This window comes from Streptomyces sp. DH41 (genome assembly GCF_029813785.1).
Lineage (GTDB): Bacteria > Actinomycetota > Actinomycetes > Streptomycetales > Streptomycetaceae > Streptomyces.
This window is the reverse complement of sequence record NZ_JARVKY010000011.1, coordinates 147,090-161,260: the sequence shown is the minus strand read 5'-3', so window position 1 is coordinate 161,260 and position 14,171 is coordinate 147,090. Positions and strand designations below refer to the sequence as shown.

Below are 14,171 nucleotides of genomic sequence, written 5' to 3'. Positions count from 1 at the left end.
AATGACTAGATTGCGCTAACCTGCTCCCATGACCGCAGAACGCGCCGCCTACCACCACGGAGACCTGCCACGGGCCGTGCTCACCGCGGCCCTCGACGTGATCGCCACCGAGGGCCCGGCAGCCCTGTCCCTGCGCGGCCTGGCCCGTCGCGCGGGCGTCTCCCATGCCGCGCCCGCACACCACTTCGGGGACCGCGCGGGCCTTCTCACCGCCATCGCGACCGAGGGGTACGGCCTCCTGTCCGCCACCTTCGGCGAGACGAGGAACCTGCGTGACCTGGGCGTCCGGTACGTGCGGTTCGCCATCGCGCACCCGGCGCACTTCCAGGTCATGTTCCGGCCGGAACTCCTCCGCCCGGACGACCCGGAACTGCTCGCGGCGCGCGAGCGGACGCGGAGCCGGCTCCGCGTGGCGGTGGCGGGCTACGCCGACGATCCGGCCGTCGGCTTCATGGCGGCCTGGTCGATGGCCCACGGCTTCGCGTCGCTGCTGCTCTCCCACAATCTGGACGGCCTGCTGGACGGGCAGGACCCCGAAGAGGCCTTTCGCGCGCTGACGGGCGACATGTTCCGGCCGGCCGGAGACTCCGCGACGGGTTGACTCGTCCGTACGGCGCCATGCGGCAGGTGCCGAGGGAGCGAAGGCAACCCGGTGCGCGGCACTCAGCCGCCGGACGGAAGGCCCGCCGCCGGCGTCGAAGGCACCCGCGTCCGCGCCGTGGTCAGGGGTGGGCGTTCCGGGCGCCGCGCAGGATGCGCGGGAGTCCGATCTCCGGGACGTTCTTGGTCAGTTCGACGTTGACCCAGCCCGCCACGTCCGCCAGGGACATGCCCGCGCCCCGGGGAAGGGTCGCGGTCCTCTCGGTGGAGTCGAGTTCGGCGTCGGTGAGGCCGTCCAGCCGCGCCCACCACCGCTCGTGCAGTCCGCGCAGTCATTCCACGGCGCCCTGGGCGGTGCCCGGCCCGAACACCTCGTCGTGCTCCGACGGCGCCGGATCCCGGAAGCAGTGGCGGAGGGTGGCCGTCCCCCAGTAGCCGATGCGCCAGGTGACCCGTCCGGGGGGACGGAGCGCGCATTGCGCCTCCGGAGCACCGTACCCACGGCGGACGCACTCGGGGACGCGGGAGTTCCCGATGCGGACGAGGGCCCGCCGCGGACCGGACAGGCAGCGCGACCCGGTGACCGGCTGAAAGGCATCGGCTGCCCGCGGCAACGAAGTGCGGCGTACACACATCGCCGCGGTCTACACCCGGGGGAGAGGGGCGCCGGGGCGCACTACACCCTGTGGAGTACGCCGGTCCAGACCCAGGGTCGGATCAAACGCGGGACCCCCCGGGTGAGCATGGAAACGTACCCCGGTCAGCGCCTCCGCCTTCCCCCCATGTGCCGGGTCTTCGTCCTGCCCATAATCCGAAGGTTGGTCCCAGGTGGCTACGTTCCTCTACCGGCTCGGCCGACGCGCGTTCCGGCGCCGCGGCCTCGTCGCCCTGCTCTGGGTGGCCATACTCGTGGGCGCCGGCGTCGCCGCGTCCACGGCGCCCGCCCCGCCCGAAGACTCCTTCTCCATGCCCGGCACCGAGTCCCAGAAGGCGTTCGACCTCCTCGACGAGCGCTTCCCGGCCGCCAGCGCCGAGGGCGCCACCGCGCGCGTCGTCATCCGCGCCCCCGACGGCGGGAAGATCTCCGACCCGGCCGGCAAGGACCAGGTCGAGGAACTGGTGACGGCCCTCGGCAACGGACCGCAGGTCGCCTCGGTGGCCGACCCGTTCGAGGCGGACGCCGTCAGCGAGGACGGCACGACCGCGTACGCCTCCGTGACGTACAAGGTCAACGCCATGGAGCTGACCGACCAGGCCCGGGACGCGCTCACCGCCGCCACCGACGACGCGCGCGGCGACGGCTTCATCGTCGAGACCGGCGGCGACGCGGTCATGGCCGAGCAGGAGATGGGCGGCACCGCCGAGCTGATCGGCATCGGCGTCGCCGCGATCGTGCTCCTGCTGACCTTCGGCTCGCTCGTCGCGGCGGGCATGCCCCTGCTCTCGGCGATCATCGGTGTCGGCATCGGCATCTCCGGCATCGGGGCGCTCGGCAGCACGCTCGAACTCTCCGCCACCACCTCCACCCTCGCCATGATGATCGGCCTCGCGGTCGCCATCGACTACGCCCTGTTCATCGTCTCCCGCTACCGCGCGGAGATCGCCGAGGGCCGCACCCCCGAGGACGCCGCGGGACGCGCGGTCGGCACCGCGGGCTCCGCGGTCGTCTTCGCGGGACTCACCGTCATCGTGGCCCTGGGGGGCCTCGCGGTGGTCAACATCCCGATCCTCACCAAGATGGGCCTGGCCGCCGCGGCCACGGTCGGCATCGCCGTGCTGATCGCGCTCACCCTCACCCCGGCGCTGCTCGGCTTCGCCGGCAAGAAGGCGCTCAGCCGCAAGGACCGCAAGGCGCCCGCCGGACAGCGCGACGAGTCCGCCAAGCCGAAGCTCGGCACCCGCTGGGCCCGGTTCGTACTGCGGCGACCGGTGACCGTGCTGCTGACCGCGGTGCTCGGCCTCGGCGCCATCGCCGTGCCGGCCGCGAGCATGGAGCTGGGCCTGCCCGACGAGGGCAGCTCCGCGCCCGAGACCACCCAGCGCAAGGCCTACGACATGCTGTCCGAGTCCTTCGGCGCCGGGTTCAACGGCCCGCTGATGGTCACCATCGACACCCGGGACGCGGACGACGCGAAGGCCGCCGCCGACACCGTCGGCAAGGAGATCACGGGCCTTGGCGAGGCCGCGGCCGTCACCCCGGCGAACTTCAACGAGGCGGGCGACACCGCCGTCCTCACGGTCGTGCCGAAGACGGGGCCGAGCGAGGCGGCCACCGAGTCGCTGGTGAAGGACATCCGCGGGCTGTCCGGCGGCATCAAGGACGAGACGGGCGCGACCATGCTGGTCACCGGCGCGACCGCGATGACGATCGACTTCTCGCAGACCCTGGACGACGCGCTCATCCCGTACCTGGCCCTGGTCGTCGGCCTGGCCTTCCTGCTCCTGATGCTGGTCTTCCGCTCGATCCTCGTCCCGCTCAAGGCGGCCCTCGGCTTCCTGCTCTCGGTGGCCGCGGCGCTCGGCGCGGTGGTCGCGGTGTTCCAGTGGGGCTGGCTCGCGGACCTCTTCGGGGTGGACCAGCCGGGCCCGATCATGTCGATGATGCCCATCTTCATGATCGGCGTGGTCTTCGGCCTGGCCATGGACTACGAGGTCTTCCTGGTGACACGCATGCGTGAGGCGTACGTCCACGGTTCGTCCGCCGCCGAATCCGTGACCACGGGCTTCACCCACGGAGGCCGGGTCGTCGCGGCGGCCGCGGTCATCATGATCAGCGTCTTCTCCGGCTTCATCATGGAGGACGACAACATGATCAAGATGATGGGCTTCGGCCTCGCGATCGCGGTCCTCTTCGACGCCTTCGTGGTCCGCATGGCCATCGTGCCCGCCGTGCTGGCCCTGCTCGGCACCAAGGCCTGGTGGCTCCCCAAGTGGCTGGACCGACTGCTGCCGAACGTCGACGTGGAGGGCGAGAAGCTCCACAAGGAGCTCGGTGACACCGCCGCGCCCCCGGAGCCTGCCCGCGAGCCGGAGACGGCCGGAGTCTGACATCCACGCGTAAGGCCCCGGTGACCTGGAACCCTTCCAGGCCACCGGGGCCTTCGCGTGCCGGTGTGCTCGACGGCAGGACGGCAGGACGGCAGGACGGCAGGACGTCAGGACGGCAGGACGCAGAGCGGCAGGCTGGCAGGACGACAGGAAGGACGGCCGAGCGGTCGCGGACGGAAGCCGACCGCGACGCCTCGGACGTCTCCCTCGTACGGGGGAGACGCGCCCCGCCCGCGGGGGATCCCCCGGGACTCTCCGGCGGCTGTACTGGAGCGGTCGGCAACAGACGGACGGACCCCGGCCGCGGTGGGCACCGCCCACCGCGGCCGGGGCGGGGAGGGAGATCAGGATGCGTGTCTGGAGAAGGCGCCTGCTGAAGGCGACGGCCATGGGGGTGCTGTCCCTCGCGCTCGTGCCCGTGGCGCCGGGGACGACGACCGCCCGGGCGGCAGCCGTGACGGTGGCCGGCGACGGCGGAGGGCAGTGGCAGGGCGACGTGCTCGACGCGCTGCGGGCCCTGCCGGGGCTCAGGGTCGTCGAGGAGCGGCCGGGGGCCGAGGCGGGGTACCGGTTCTTCGTTCTCGGCCTGCGCCAGCCCGTCGACCACACCGATCCGTCGGCCGGCACCTTCGAGCAGCGTCTGACCCTGCTCCACAAGTCGACGGACCGCCCCACGGTGCTGTTCACCACGGGCTACGAGGTGCCGCTGTCACCGCGGCGGGCCGAGCCGACCGTGCTGCTCGACGGCAACCAGATAGGCGTCGAGCACCGCTTCTTCGGCACCTCGCGCCCGGCGACCGTCGACTGGTCCCACCTGACCGTCCGCCAGGCCGCCGAGGACCATCACCGTGTGGTGCGGCTGTTCCGCGGGCTCTACCGCGGCACCTGGATCTCGACGGGTGGCAGCAAGGGCGGCATGGCATCCGTCTACCACCGCCGCTTCCATCCGGACGACGTGGACGGCACCATCGCGTACTCCGCGCCGAACAACGTGGACGACCGCGACGACTCCTCCTACCTGCGGTTCCTCGACACCGTCGGCACCGCCTCCTGCCGCGACGCCCTCAAGACGGCGCAGCGACAGGCTCTTCTGCGCCGGGAGGAGCTGGTCACCCTCTACGAGGCATGGGCGGCGTCCACCGGCCGGACCTTCCGCATCGTCGGCAGCGCCGACAAGGCCTTGGAAACGGCCGTGCTGCGCGCCCCGCTGATGTTCTGGCAGGGCCGGGGGGCGTCCGCCTGCCCCGGTGTTCCCGCGCCGGACGCGACGAGCGAGGAGCTCTACCGCTGGCTGGACGCCACCGCGTTGCTCTCCGCCTACACCGACCCGGTCGTGGAGCAACACGTCCCGTACTTCTACCAACTCGGCACCCAGCTCGGGTACTACGACGTCCAGACCGCCCATCTGGCCGGCCTCCTGCGCTATCCGGACGCCGTCGAGCCCCGCAACTTCGTGCCCCGCGACATCCCGATGCGCTTCGACCGCCGTGCGATGCCCGACGTCGACCGCTGGGTCCGCAGACACGGCAGCCGCCTCCTCTTCGTCAACGGGGACCAGGACCCGGCCGTCGCCGAGCACTTCCGTATCGGCCCCGGCACCCGCGACTCCCGCGTCCACTGGGCGCCCGGCGCCAGTCACAGCGCGGGCCTGGAGGACCTCCCGCCCGCCGCCCGCGCCGAGGCCACGGCCACCCTCCGCCGGTGGGCGGACGACCCGGCCGACGCGGCGGACTGACAGGAGGCGAGATCCTCAGAGGTCCCGGGCGGCGTCGGTCAGCGCCTCGTCGAGGATGGCGGCGCCCCGGGCGATCTCGTCGTCGCTCGCGGTCAGCGGGGGCGCGATACGGAAGATGCCCCCCATCCCGGGCAGCTGGACGATGTTCATGTGCAGTCCGAGCTCGAAGCAGCGCCGGGTGACGTCCGCACCGAGCCGGTCCGCGCCACCGGCGCCCAGGACCTGGTCCCCGACCAGTTCCACTCCCAGGAGCAGCCCCCGGCCGCGGACGTCACCGACGACGTCGTGGCGGGCGGCGAGCTTGTCCAGGTGACCGCGCAGTGCCGCGCCGAGCCGGCGCGCACGCTCGTCGAGCCGGTCCCGCACCAGGACGTCGAGGACCGTGTTGCCCACGGCGGCCGGCAACGGGTCGTTGACGTGGGTGGTGAAGAACAGGAACCCCCGGTCGTGGGCCTGCTGCTCGATCTCCGGGCTGGTCAGCACCGCGGCCAGCGGCAGGCCCGCACCGAGCGTCTTGGACAGCGTGAGGATGTCCGGGACGACGCCCTCGTGCTGGAAGGCGTACCAGTCGCCGGTGCGGCACAGGCCGGTCTGGGCCTCGTCGATGATCAGCAGCATGCCGCGTTCTCGGCACTTGAGCGCCAGGGCGGCGAGATAGCCCGGCGGAAGCTCGACGACGCCGCCCGAGCTCAGGATCGGCTCGACCAGACACGCGGCCAGACTGCCGACCGACTGGGCGTCGATCATCTCGAAGCCGAGGTCGAGCTGGCGACGCCAGTCCAGTGAGCCGTCGGCGTCGACGACACCGGGACGGTAGCGGTCCGGCACCGGCAGCGCGAAGTTGCCCGGTGCGGCGGGCCCGTAGCCCTTGCGGCCGGCGCTGTAGGTGGCGTTCGCGGCGGCCTGCGTCATGCCGTGCCACGACCGGGCGAAGGAGACGATCTCGTGGCGGCCGGTGACGAGCTTCGCCATCCGCACGGCGGCCTCGTTCGCCTCCGCCCCGGTGGTCAGGAGCAGCGCCTTCTCCAGCGGATCGGGCAGGGTACCGGCGAGCCGGCGCGTCAGCTCCACGACCGGACGGCTCAGCATGCCGCTGTGCAGGTGATCGAGGTGCGCGACCTGCTCGCGCACCGTCGAGACGATCGCCGGATGGGAGTGCCCGAGGATCGCACTCATCTGACCGGAGGTGAAGTCGAGCAGCTCACGACCGCTCTCGGTGAACACCGACGTGCCCGCGGCGCGTACGACGACCTCCGGCGAGAAGTCGGCGTGGCCGGAGTAGCGGATGAGGTGGCGCTCGGGGTCGGCGCGGGATGTCTCGTCGGAAGGCATGCGACCGACCGTAGGAGAGCACCACTGCGCGTGTCCATCGCACAAGTTCGACATAGCTGTACGGCAGAACCGTACAATCGCGGGATGCTCAACTCGGGACGGCTGCAACTGCTCAGCCTGCTGGACACGCTCGGCACCGTGCGCGCGGTCGCCGACACACTGCGTCTGAGCGCGTCCACGGTGTCCCAGCAACTGGCGGTGCTCGAGACCGAGACCCGGTGCCGGCTGCTCGAGCGGACCGGGCGGCGGGTACGGCTGACCCCGGCCGGTCTTCTGCTGGCCCGCCGGGGCCGGGAGATCCTGGACCGCATGGCCGAGGCGGAGGCCGAACTGCGGGCCCTGAACGAGGAACCCATCGGCACCGTCCGGCTGGGGGTGTTCCAGAGCGCGATCTACACCCTCGCGGTCCCGGCGGCGACGCGCCTGGCCACCACCCATCCGCACCTGCGCCTCGAACTGATCGAGATGGAGCCGCACGAGAGCGGACCCGCCCTGCGCTCGGGGGAGGCGGACGTCATCGTCACCACGACCGACTACGCCGGTCTCTCCTGGGGCGCGGACATCGAGGTCATGTCCCTCGGGGCCGACCCGGTCGTGCTGGTGCTGCCGCGCGGCCACCCGCTCGCCTCCCGTACGGCGGTGAGCCTCGCGGCGTGCAAGGAAGAGACCTGGGCGTGTGACCGACCGCAGTCGTACATGGCGGACCTGACAGTGCGGCTGTGCCGGGAGTCGGGATTCGAACCCCGGGTGGCGTGCCGGTTCAGCAACTATCTGATGCTGCTGCGGCACGTCGAGTCGACCGGCTCGATCGCCCTGCTGCCCGCCCTGGCCGTCACCGCGGACCACGCCGTCGTCACCCGGGAGCTCAGCCCCCCGGTGCACCGCAACGTCGCCGTCGTGGTGCGGCACGGCACCACGCGGCGCGCGGCGGTGAACGCGGTCATCGCCGCACTGCGCGCCCATCCGGAGATCCCGGCCCTGGCCGGGCCGCGTGACGACGCCCGGCAGCCGTGAGAGACCGGAGTCCGTCGGCGTGCCGGAGCTCGTCGGCCGGCCGGAGCCGGCGTCACCCGGCCCCGAAGGCGGGCACCGGCGTGTCCTACCCCAGCCGCGGCGTCGGTCCGCTCGCCGAGCTTTGGGCGCCTACCTCTCCCACCGGTCTGAACTCCACCGCGACGACGCCGTCGACGCGTCGGCAGTGCTCCTCCAGCGCGGCGACGGACACGTGGCCGGGGAGCCGGCCACTGAGGACGACATGCCCGTGCTCCACGTCCACCTGCACCGACGAGGGAGCCAGACCGAGGGCGTTGACCAGAGCCTCTTCGATGATCTCGGTTCGGATCGCCCGGTCGGTGCGCAGGAAGACCCGCAGCAGGTCGCTTCTGCTGACGACTCCGACCAGCCGCCCCGCTTCGTCGACTACCAGGAGCCGCTTGATGCCGTGCCGGGCCATCACCCGGGCGGCGTCGACGACGCTCCAGCTCTCCCGGGCGCAGACCGCGGGTGAGGTCATGAGCCCCGCCGCGTCCGTGGCGAGCGCCTTGCCGCCGCCGGGCCGGGACCGCTCCTCGTGCGCGGGCGAACCGTCGGGGTCCGAGCCCCACATCTTCTGCAGGAGGTCCGCCTCGGACACCACCCCCACGGGACGGTCCTCCTCGTCCACGACGGGCACCGCTGTGATGTCGTACTCCTGCAGCAGGTGGGCGATCTCCTTGAACGGTGTGCCGCGCTGGACGCGGACCACGGCGTCGCTCATCAGATCGCACACCTTCTGGTGCTTCATCAGGGGTCTTCTCCTCCGCTGCCGGCCCGCGTCGACCGGCGTCCGTCCTGGTTGCCTGTGAAACGATCCGCCCCTCTGGGGAGTGCCCGGCGTCACGCACCGGGACTGATGAGGAGCAGGGCGATGTCGTCGCCCGGGGTGGGCGCGTGCCGTATGAGGGTGTCGGCCATGGCGTCGAGGTCGCTGGGGTCGGCGTGCTCGAGCAGCCCGGCGAGGGCCGCGATCGCGTCGTCGAGGTCGACTCCGGGGGCTTCGACGAGTCCGTCGGTGTAGAGGGCGAGCACGCTGCCGGGCGGCAGAGCGAACTCCAGCGCCGGGTAGAGGGTGTCGGGCTCGATGCCGAGCAGGAGTCCGGGTGGTACCCGCAGGAGTTCGGTGCGTCCGTCGGCATGGCGCACCAGGGGCGGCGGGTGGCCGGCGGTGGCCAGGCAGGCGCGGTGCGTGGCGAGGTCGAGGTGGACGTAGAGGCAGCTGGTGAACAGGCCAGGGTCCAGGTCGGTGAGCAGGCGGTTGGTGCGGGCCAGGACGTCGTCCGGGGTCGCCCCGACGGTGGCGTGGGCGTGGACGGCGGTGCGGACCTGCCCCATGAGGGCCGCGGCGTCCACGTTGTGGCCCTGCACATCGCCGATGGTCGCGCTGGCCGTGTGCTCGTCGAGGCGGATCAGGTCGTAGAAGTCGCCGCCGATGCCCAGGCCCCGGGCAGCCGGAAGATAGCGGGCGGCGACCTTCAGACCGGGCACGTGGGGAAGGGTGTGCGGCAGCAGGGCGGACTGCAGGCGGTGGGCGAGGTGGTGTTTGGCGTCGTAGAGGCGGGCACGGTCCAGAGCCTGCCCGACCAGGCCCGCCAGTGAGGTGAGAGCGGCTCGTTCGCCGGGCGGGAAGGCATGGGGACGTTCGTAGGACAGCAGGAGGGACCCGATGGGGCGGCCGGACGCGATCAACGGCAGTACGGCCCACGCGGCCATCCCGTCCTCGTGCACGGTGGCCGGGTAGGCGCGCCGCATCTCGGCGAAGGACGCGAAGAACCCCGGGACCCCGGTGGCCAGGACGTCGGCGCCGGGGATGTCCGAGCTCAGGGGGATGGCGTCGAAGCTGTCCATGAGTTCGGAGCGGTGGCCGCGGTAGCCGCGGTGGCCGAGGATCTTCAGGCGTCCGTCCTCCGCGGCCATCAGCACCATGGCCTGCGCCCCCAGCGCGGGCAGCAGCTGTTCGGCGGTCTGCTCGACCACGTCCTGGACACCCACGGCCTCGGTGAGGGTGGAGGCCAGATGCATCAGGTGGTACAGAACGGTGGCGCGACTGGGTCCGGCGGTCGGTACGGACCCCGACGGGGGAGCGTCCTCGGCCGGACCGCCGCGGGTGATGCGGACGCTCAGGCCGGTGGCGTCCGGGTACAGCTCGAAGGCCAGCCATGTCTCCGGGGGACGCAGGACAGTGAAGGCCTGGGGGCGGCGGCTGACCAGCGCGGCCCGGTAGCGGTCCTCGACGTGGGGGACGTCCATCCACGGCAGCGCCTCCCACGGCAGGGCACCCACCAGGTCGGCTCGGCCGGCACCGAGCAGGTCTGCCGCGGCCGGGGTGAGGAAGGTGATGCGTCCGTCGATGTCCAGCGAGCAGGACCCGCCCGGCAGGCGGTCGACGAAGGCCGACAGCGAGGCCGCCTCGCCGGGGGAGGGAGCGCGCACGGCCGGCGGCGGCACCGCCCGGGGCCGGTCCGCGGGCACCAGCGGGTCGCCGCGTTCCGCCGCCTGCTGAAGCAGCCCGCCCAGGTGGCGGCAGCCCCTCTGGACGACATCGCGTTCCTCGGGGCTCAGCCGCGCCGAATGGGCCCCGGGCCACAGCAGCACCAGCCCGCCCCGGAGGATGGTGCCCGAAGCGAGCGGCGTGGCCGCCAGCGCGAAGTCGTACGGCAGTACCAGCGCCGGCCGCGGATACCGGCGCGCCATCTCCTCCCGGCCGCCGACCCACACCAGGCGCCGCTCGCGGACGGCGTCCGCCACCGGCATCGGATCGGTGAGCGCGACGCGCCGCCACGGAGTGGCGAACTCCTGGGGGACCCCCGCCACCAGGACCTGCCAGAGGGCGTTGTCACCCGGCGGCAGCACATACAACAGCCCTCCGAACGCCCCGCTCTCCCGCATCACGGCGGCCATCGCGGTGTCCATCAGAGGTCCGCCCGAATCCGCGCCGGCTCCGGCAGGGCTGCTCGACGCCAGCCACACCGAACATCGCACATATGAGGACACTACGCCCGTATCGTCGTGATGGCATGCGAGGGCGGTGATGGGCCGGTGTACGGCCGGCGCCGACGGCGCGTGCGGGCGGCCGTGCGCGTGCGGGGCCGTCCCGCCGCTCCTAGTCTGGTGCTGCTCGGGGCTTGCTGCGGAGAGGTCTGTCCATGCCCCGGTCGATCTGGAGCGGTGCCATCTCGTTCGGTCTCGTCACCGTGCCGATCCACGTGGTCGGCGCGACCGAGGACCACAGCATCCGGTTCCACCGGTACCACCTGGCGGACCAGGGGAGGATCCGGACCCGGAAGATCTGTGAGCTGGAGGACCGGGAGGTCGGCTCCGACGAGATCGGCCGGGGCTACGAGCTGACCAGGACGCAGATCGTGCCGGTGACCGACGAGGACCTGCGCGAGCTGCCGCTGCCGGCCGCGAAGGCCATCGAGATCGTGGCGTTCGTTCCGCTGGCGTCCGTGGATCCGATCCGGATCGGCGACGGCTACTACCTGCAGCCCGACGGTCAGGTGGCCGCGAAGCCGTACAAGCTGCTGCGGCAGGCGCTGGCTCGGTCGTCGAAGGTGGCGGTGGCGAGGTACGCGTGGTCGGGCCGGGAGCGGCTGGGCCTGCTGCGGGTGCGGGACGAGGCGATCGTGCTGCACGCCATGCGCTGGCCCGACGAGATCCGCGATCCCTCCTCCCTCACCCCACCTGAGGTCGAGGTGTCCGAGGAGGAGATCGAAGGGGCGCTCGCGCTGATGGACACGATGACCCGCGACGACCTGGAGGGTGAGGAGTTCCGGGACACCTACACGGACGCCGTCGCGGAGCTGATCGAGGCGAAGCGTGAGCACAAGGAGCCGCCGGCGGCGGTGGAACGCGAGGAGCAGCCGGGTCAGGTGCTGGACCTGATGGCGGCCCTGCGGCAGTCCGTCTCCGAGGCGAAGGAGTCCCGGGGCGAGGACGGGCACGCCGAGGTGCACGAACTGCCCGCGCCGAAGGAGAAGGCCGCGGCCAAGAAGACGCCGGCCAAGAAGACGCCCGCCAAGAAGACCGCGGCCAAGAAGGCGACCGGGGAGAGGGGGACGACCGCGCCGAGGGAGACGGCCGCGAAACGGGCGACCGCGAAGAGGTCACCCGCCCGCAAACCCCCGGCCCGCAAGCCGAGAAGCGCCTAGCCGGCGCCTCCACCGGGTTGCCCCGCCTCCTCGGCCGATCAGAATCTCAGGCCGTACGGGTGAACGTCACATGGGTGACCCCGCTGGGCGAGGAGACGGTCTCGACCGCGTAGTCCTTGTCGAGGCCCTCCAGCCCGTCCCAGAGGCGTACGCCTCGGCCGAGCAGGATCGGGACCACCACCACGTGCAGGTGGTCGATGAGTCGGGCGGCGAGGAAGTCACGGACCACGGCGGGCCCTCCGCCGATGCGGACGTCCTTGCCGCCCGCGGCCTCGCGAGCCGCCGCGAGGGCCTCGTCGGGGGTGGCGTCGAGGAAGTGGAACGTCGTGCCGCCCTCCATCTCGATCGACGGACGCGGACGACGGGTGAGCACGAAGGCCGGTGTGTGGAACGGCGGGTCGGCCCCCCACCACCCCCTCCACTCCGGGTCCTCGTGCCATCCGGGAGGACCGAACTTGCCGGCGCCCATGATCTCGGCGCCGATCCCGGCGGCGAACCGCCGTGCGAAGGCGTCGTCGAGACCCCCGGTCCCCCCGGCCCGGCCCGTCATCTCGTGCCACCACCGCGTGGCGAACATCCACTCGTGCAGCCTTTCACCGGCATGGCCGAACGGCGCGTCAAGGCTCTGGCCCTCACCGGTGCCGAAGCCGTCGAGCGAGACGGAGAAATTGTGGACGTGGCAGAGTGACATGACGGGGGCTCCTTCCATCTGCCGATCGAACAAGGTCGGGTCGCCTCGGTCGCGCTGGAGCAGGGCGTCTGCCGGAACCGGGGGAGGTTCGTCGTCGGGACGATGTTCTCCATGCCACGACTCCTACTGCAACCGCTACCGGGTCGCCGCCCGCTCCTCCGGCACCCCGGACTCCTCCTGCGGAAACCTGGAGGTTCCGCCGCGCCGGCGACCCGGCGCCGGCCTGACCGGTCGCCGTGGCGGGGCCGTCCCGGGCCGCTATGTGCGCAGCAGCCGCTGCGTGATCTCCCGGTACTGCCGCAGCGCGATCCGGAGTTCTTCGGCCTGCGTCTCGGGGTCCCCGTCCTGCCAGCTGTCGTGAAGGGCCTGGCGCCGCTGCGCGAGGGCGTCCACGAGGTGGGCGACGGCGTCGTCGAAGGCGCCCTCGGCTTCTTCCAGCGATTGACGCGGGGTGTCGGCGAAGGTGTTGATGGCCTGGCGAAGGCGTAGCAGGACCGCGTCGCGCTCGTCCGACGGCAGGAGGGCGTCCGGCGCCGTGGAGTGGTGCTCGGGGCGGCGCGGGGCCTGGTCCGATGGTTGCCGTGCGCGTGTCTGGTCGTACATCGTCATCAGCCGCTTTCCTGGGTTGCTTGGATCACCGGGTTCCCCGGGGCGGCATGGCTCTGGCGCCGTACCGGTAGTCAACGCCCGATGGCGGTGTGTGTCAAAGCAGTGACTTCCGGTCGCCCTGGCCGGCCCGGCGGCTGAGCCGGACGGGTGAACGCCGATCGAGGAGACCCGGGCTCGCCCCGGGGCGCCTTACCTCGGGGGTAATCGACCGTTCTCCCTTCCCCCGGCAGGATCACGTGTGTCGACGGGAACCCCCGCCGGAATCCGGCCGCAGTCGCTAGGAGAGCAGGATGTCCACCAAGCCCACCGCCACCGAGGCGAGTTCCGTCGGCAGCGCCACCACGGTCGCCGAGGCCACTCGGGCCGTCGTGCGGGAGTTCCTCGCCGCCCGCGTCGCCGGGGACACCGGGCGGCTCGTCGAGCTCTTCGCCGACGAGGTCGACTGGCTGCTCGCCGAGAACCCCGCCGTTGCGTGGATCAGGCCCCGGTCCACCGCCGCCGAATGCGCCGCACAGTTCACGGAGTTGATGGAACACACCGTTCCCGAGGACGCGCGTGCCTCGGTGGACGCCTTTCTCGTGGACGGTACCGACGCCGTCCTGACGGGGCACCTGTCGGGGGTCGTGCGCGCCACGGGAAAGCCCTTCGAGGGGCCGTTCGCACTCCGCCTCACCGTCGAGGACGGCCGGATCACCCGGCATCACCTCTACGAGAACAGCCTGTCCATCGCCGAGGCCTGCACACCGTGACAAAGCTCGGTGGCCCGGGAAAAGCCGCCCGTCGGAGGGGCGACTGGGCCGAGTCGCGGGAGCCGAGGCGTTCGCCCCGCCGGCGTCCCGGTGGCTGCACGGCACGGCCGGGGTCCCGCCGGAACTGGCGCGCGAGGGGGGATCGGCGGCGTGCGGCGACGGGGTCTCCACGGCCGACCTGAACCGGGCCGGCGTCGACGGCCTGTTCCGCCCCGGCAGAG

At 72.3% G+C, this 14,171-nt stretch carries 11 protein-coding genes; 6 read left to right on the top strand and 5 right to left on the bottom strand.

Annotation, left to right across the window (positions count from 1 at the left end):
• Positions 1–28 precede the first annotated feature (28 nt).
• The 3 genes from QC283_RS19695 to QC283_RS19685 all read left to right on the top strand — a co-directional run bounded on the left by QC283_RS19695 (position 29) and on the right by QC283_RS19685 (position 5,383).
• On the top strand, positions 29–601 hold the full coding sequence (locus tag QC283_RS19695; RefSeq protein ID WP_279562883.1) for a TetR/AcrR family transcriptional regulator: 573 nt from the start codon (positions 29–31) through the stop codon (positions 599–601).
• An 827-nt stretch (positions 602–1,428) separates the two neighbouring features.
• On the top strand, positions 1,429–3,648 hold the full coding sequence (locus QC283_RS19690) for an MMPL family transporter (protein ID WP_279562882.1): 2,220 nt from the start codon (positions 1,429–1,431) through the stop codon (positions 3,646–3,648).
• Positions 3,649–3,997: 349 nt separating this feature from the next.
• On the top strand, positions 3,998–5,383 hold the full coding sequence (locus QC283_RS19685) for a S28 family serine protease (protein WP_279562881.1): 1,386 nt from the start codon (positions 3,998–4,000) through the stop codon (positions 5,381–5,383).
• Positions 5,384–5,398: 15 nt separating this feature from the next.
• On the opposite strand, the gene QC283_RS19680 is transcribed toward QC283_RS19685, so the two are convergent.
• Positions 5,399–6,715, bottom strand: coding sequence for an aspartate aminotransferase family protein (locus QC283_RS19680; RefSeq protein WP_279562880.1), 1,317 nt, complete (start codon positions 6,713–6,715; stop codon positions 5,399–5,401).
• An 84-nt stretch (positions 6,716–6,799) separates the two neighbouring features.
• Here QC283_RS19680 and QC283_RS19675 point away from each other — a divergent pair, with 84 nt between their 5' ends.
• Positions 6,800–7,729, top strand: a complete 930-nt coding sequence (locus QC283_RS19675; protein ID WP_279562879.1) for a LysR substrate-binding domain-containing protein — start codon at positions 6,800–6,802, stop codon at positions 7,727–7,729.
• 85 nt (positions 7,730–7,814) lie between these two features.
• On the opposite strand, the gene QC283_RS19670 is transcribed toward QC283_RS19675, so the two are convergent.
• Together QC283_RS19670 and QC283_RS19665 are read right to left on the bottom strand one after the other, a co-directional pair.
• Positions 7,815–8,498, bottom strand: coding sequence for a CBS domain-containing protein (locus tag QC283_RS19670; protein WP_279562878.1), 684 nt, complete (start codon positions 8,496–8,498; stop codon positions 7,815–7,817).
• A gap of 92 nt (positions 8,499–8,590) precedes the next feature.
• Positions 8,591–10,663, bottom strand: a complete 2,073-nt coding sequence (locus tag QC283_RS19665; protein ID WP_279562877.1) for a SpoIIE family protein phosphatase — start codon at positions 10,661–10,663, stop codon at positions 8,591–8,593.
• 233 nt (positions 10,664–10,896) lie between these two features.
• Here QC283_RS19665 and ku point away from each other — a divergent pair, with 233 nt between their 5' ends.
• On the top strand, positions 10,897–11,901 hold the full coding sequence (gene ku, locus QC283_RS19660) for a non-homologous end joining protein Ku (RefSeq protein WP_279562876.1): 1,005 nt from the start codon (positions 10,897–10,899) through the stop codon (positions 11,899–11,901).
• 46 nt (positions 11,902–11,947) lie between these two features.
• Here the strand turns inward: ku and QC283_RS19655 are convergent, their stop codons facing one another.
• A complete protein-coding gene (locus QC283_RS19655; protein ID WP_279562875.1) occupies positions 11,948–12,592 on the bottom strand; it encodes a dihydrofolate reductase family protein in 645 nt (214 codons plus the stop codon).
• Positions 12,593–12,850: 258 nt separating this feature from the next.
• On the bottom strand, positions 12,851–13,195 hold the full coding sequence (locus QC283_RS19650; protein WP_279562976.1) for a hypothetical protein: 345 nt from the start codon (positions 13,193–13,195) through the stop codon (positions 12,851–12,853).
• Between the two features lie 296 nt (positions 13,196–13,491).
• Here QC283_RS19650 and QC283_RS19645 point away from each other — a divergent pair, with 296 nt between their 5' ends.
• Positions 13,492–13,950, top strand: a complete 459-nt coding sequence (locus QC283_RS19645; RefSeq protein ID WP_279562874.1) for a nuclear transport factor 2 family protein — start codon at positions 13,492–13,494, stop codon at positions 13,948–13,950.
• The last annotated feature ends 221 nt before the right edge of the window (positions 13,951–14,171 follow it).

Excerpts from the sequence above, each read along its gene's own strand:
- ku (WP_279562876.1), top strand. The coding sequence starts at position 10,897 with ATGCCCCGGTCGATCTGGAGCGGTGCCATCTCGTTCGGTCTCGTCACC.
- QC283_RS19685 (WP_279562881.1), top strand. The coding sequence starts at position 3,998 with ATGCGTGTCTGGAGAAGGCGCCTGCTGAAGGCGACGGCCATGGGGGTG.
- QC283_RS19695 (WP_279562883.1), top strand. The coding sequence starts at position 29 with ATGACCGCAGAACGCGCCGCCTACCACCACGGAGACCTGCCACGGGCC.
- QC283_RS19645 (WP_279562874.1), top strand. The coding sequence starts at position 13,492 with ATGTCCACCAAGCCCACCGCCACCGAGGCGAGTTCCGTCGGCAGCGCC.
- QC283_RS19675 (WP_279562879.1), top strand. The coding sequence starts at position 6,800 with ATGCTCAACTCGGGACGGCTGCAACTGCTCAGCCTGCTGGACACGCTC.
- QC283_RS19655 (WP_279562875.1), bottom strand. The coding sequence starts at position 12,592 with ATGTCACTCTGCCACGTCCACAATTTCTCCGTCTCGCTCGACGGCTTC.
- QC283_RS19680 (WP_279562880.1), bottom strand. The coding sequence starts at position 6,715 with ATGCCTTCCGACGAGACATCCCGCGCCGACCCCGAGCGCCACCTCATC.
- QC283_RS19650 (WP_279562976.1), bottom strand. The coding sequence starts at position 13,195 with ATGTACGACCAGACACGCGCACGGCAACCATCGGACCAGGCCCCGCGC.
- QC283_RS19665 (WP_279562877.1), bottom strand. The coding sequence starts at position 10,663 with ATGGACACCGCGATGGCCGCCGTGATGCGGGAGAGCGGGGCGTTCGGA.
- QC283_RS19670 (WP_279562878.1), bottom strand. The coding sequence starts at position 8,498 with ATGAAGCACCAGAAGGTGTGCGATCTGATGAGCGACGCCGTGGTCCGC.